At 44.5% G+C, this 2,345-nt stretch carries 3 protein-coding genes; all 3 read left to right on the forward strand.

Features of this window, described 5'->3' with window-relative positions:
• Nucleotides 1-68 precede the first annotated feature (68 nt).
• Genes LUA90_RS19415 through LUA90_RS19425 form a run of 3 tightly spaced genes read left to right on the forward strand, consistent with a single transcriptional unit; the run spans nucleotide 69 to nucleotide 2,305 of the window.
• Nucleotides 69-374: a hypothetical protein gene (locus LUA90_RS19415; RefSeq protein ID WP_231492243.1), complete on the forward strand. Its 306-nt coding sequence runs from the start codon at nucleotides 69-71 to the stop codon at nucleotides 372-374.
• The gene (gene tnpB, locus LUA90_RS19420; RefSeq protein WP_231492244.1) at nucleotides 374-742 is read left to right on the forward strand and encodes an IS66 family insertion sequence element accessory protein TnpB; all 369 of its coding nucleotides are present in this window, start codon (nucleotides 374-376) and stop codon (nucleotides 740-742) included. Before LUA90_RS19415 ends, tnpB begins: the two co-directional genes overlap by 1 nt.
• A gap of 9 nt (nucleotides 743-751) precedes the next feature.
• Nucleotides 752-2,305, forward strand: a complete 1,554-nt coding sequence (locus tag LUA90_RS19425; protein WP_231492245.1) for an IS66 family transposase — start codon at nucleotides 752-754, stop codon at nucleotides 2,303-2,305.
• Nucleotides 2,306-2,345 lie beyond the last annotated feature (40 nt).

Here is a 2,345-nt window from a genome sequence, read left to right on the forward strand (position 1 = left end):
GTAAGCCTACGACCAACCCATCTTGACTTAACTTGTTTTGACTGTTAATTTTGATTAAAAATCATGATATGAAAAAACCAGTTTTACAGTCAAACGAAATGTTTCCCCATGTTGAGGCCTGGATGTCCGGCACGCTTAGCCAGCGAGAATATGCTGATCAACACAATTTTTTTCCTTACATTTTTTCTTATTGGGTCAAGCGCTATCGTCAATTCAACTCAGCTGAGGATAAAAAGGGGTTCTTACCCGTTTCAATACCCTTAAATCAGTTTGCAGTTCCGGCTACAATCGAAATTATAGGCACCAATGGCTTCCGCTTGTTGGTTCATGGAAACCAGACCGACCCGTCTTTTATTAAAAAGTTATTGCAGTAATGCTGTCTGTTTCTGCAGCATACCATTATTTCCTTTATCGGGGAATAACAGATTTCAGATCCGGCTTTGATTCCTTAAGCGGACTGGTTCGTGCCGAGCTAGACAAGGATCCTACCCTGGGTGATGTTTTTATATTTTTCAACCGTAAACGCAATCAGGTCAAGCTTCTTCATTTTGAAGGAGACGGTTTTGCGCTCTATCATAAGCGACTGGAAAGTGGCACTTATGAGGTGCCTGATGCATCTGTCAGCGAAGGCGGTCAGGCCGCCATCTCCAGTGATGAACTGCTGTTTATTCTAAAGGGAATAAAGCTAAGGAGCATAGAGCGAAGAGCGCGTTTTAGCCTCAAAAAACATAGAGAAAAATAGGTCAAAAACTTGCCTGATACATTCAAAATGCCTATTTTTATGCCAATGGATAGTCAGGCAACCGTAGATAAAACCACCCTTGAAAGCTTGTTTTTCAGGATGAATGCTATGGAGTCCAAATATGAAAAAATCATTGCTGATAAAGATGCTCAAGTCCTTAAGCTTACCCATGAGCTTGCCCAGCTTAAAAAAATGATCTTCGGTTCCAAAAGCGAGCGTTTTGTTCCAGCATCCTTACCTGAACAGTTGACCATGGGCTTTGAGCCTGATGCCATATTCCCTGACCCAAGGATACAACAGGTTAGTTATGTCCGCAAAGACCCTTTCAAAGCTACTGTGCACCAGGGAAGAAAGCCGTTACCAGCAGGCCTGCTACGTGAGCAGATCATTATCCAGCCAAAAGCAGATGTGTCAGGGATGAAAAAGATCGGGGAGGAAATTACCGAGGAGCTGGAATACACACCGGGAAAGTTATTTGTGAGGCAATACGTACGTCCAAAATATGCAGATCCAAAGAGTGGTGGCATCGTATGTGCGGAGCTTCCCGAGCGGCCAATCACAAAAGGCATCGCCGGACCTGCGCTATTGTCCCATATTGTGATCAGCAAGTTCGTCAATCACCTTCCAATATATCGACAGGTACAGCAGTTTGAACGCGAAGGGGTAAGTCTCTCTGCTTCTACCATTAACGACTGGCTTACCGCATGCTGCAATCTTTTACAGCCACTGTACGACCAAATGCTGAATGCGGTGATCTCCACTGATTACATTATGGCTGATGAAACCCCGATAAAGGTGATGGACAAAGCCAAAAAGGGCACTACCCACCGGGGCTATCACTGGTTGTACTATTCGCCGGAAATCAGGATCGTTTATTTTGATTACCGGCAGGGCAGATCCAGGGAGGGGCCCAGGGAAATCCTTGAAAGTTTCAGTGGCTTTCTCGGGACCGATGGCTACTCCGGATATGATATGTTTGATAATAATAAGCGGATAACCAGGCTATGCTGCTGGGCCCATGCGCGCCGGAAATTCGATGAATCCCTGCAGAACGATCAGGCAAGGGCTACTTTGGCCCTGCAGCAGATCCAGCAACTTTATCAGATCGAACGCACCTGCAAAGAAAACCGGTACAGCTATGAGCAGATCAGGGAAATTCGCCAGCAAAAGGCATTACCGATACTCAATACATTCAGGGAATGGCTGGTCCAGAATTATAGTGAGGTACTCCCATCCAGCGTGATCGGGAAGGCGATTGCTTATACCCTAAATCTTTGGGATAAGCTTACTGTATATCTACAGGATGGAAAACTTCATATAGATAACAATGGGGTTGAAAATGCCGTACGGCCATCTGCAATCGGAAAAAAGAACTATCTTTTTGCGGGATCTCACGAAGGGGCCAAAAGAGCAGCAATGTTGTATACGTTCATGGGAAGCTGTAAAATGAACAACATAAACCCTCAGGAATGGCTTACTGATATCCTGGAAAGAATACCATCACACAAAGCAAATAAGCTTAAAGAACTTATGCCAAATAATTGGACTAAACCAACTGCCTAAAATATCTGCCAAAAAAAAGATGGGTTGGTCGTATGCTTAC

The organism is Pedobacter sp. Leaf170 (assembly GCF_920984665.1).
Classification (GTDB): domain Bacteria; phylum Bacteroidota; class Bacteroidia; order Sphingobacteriales; family Sphingobacteriaceae; genus Pedobacter.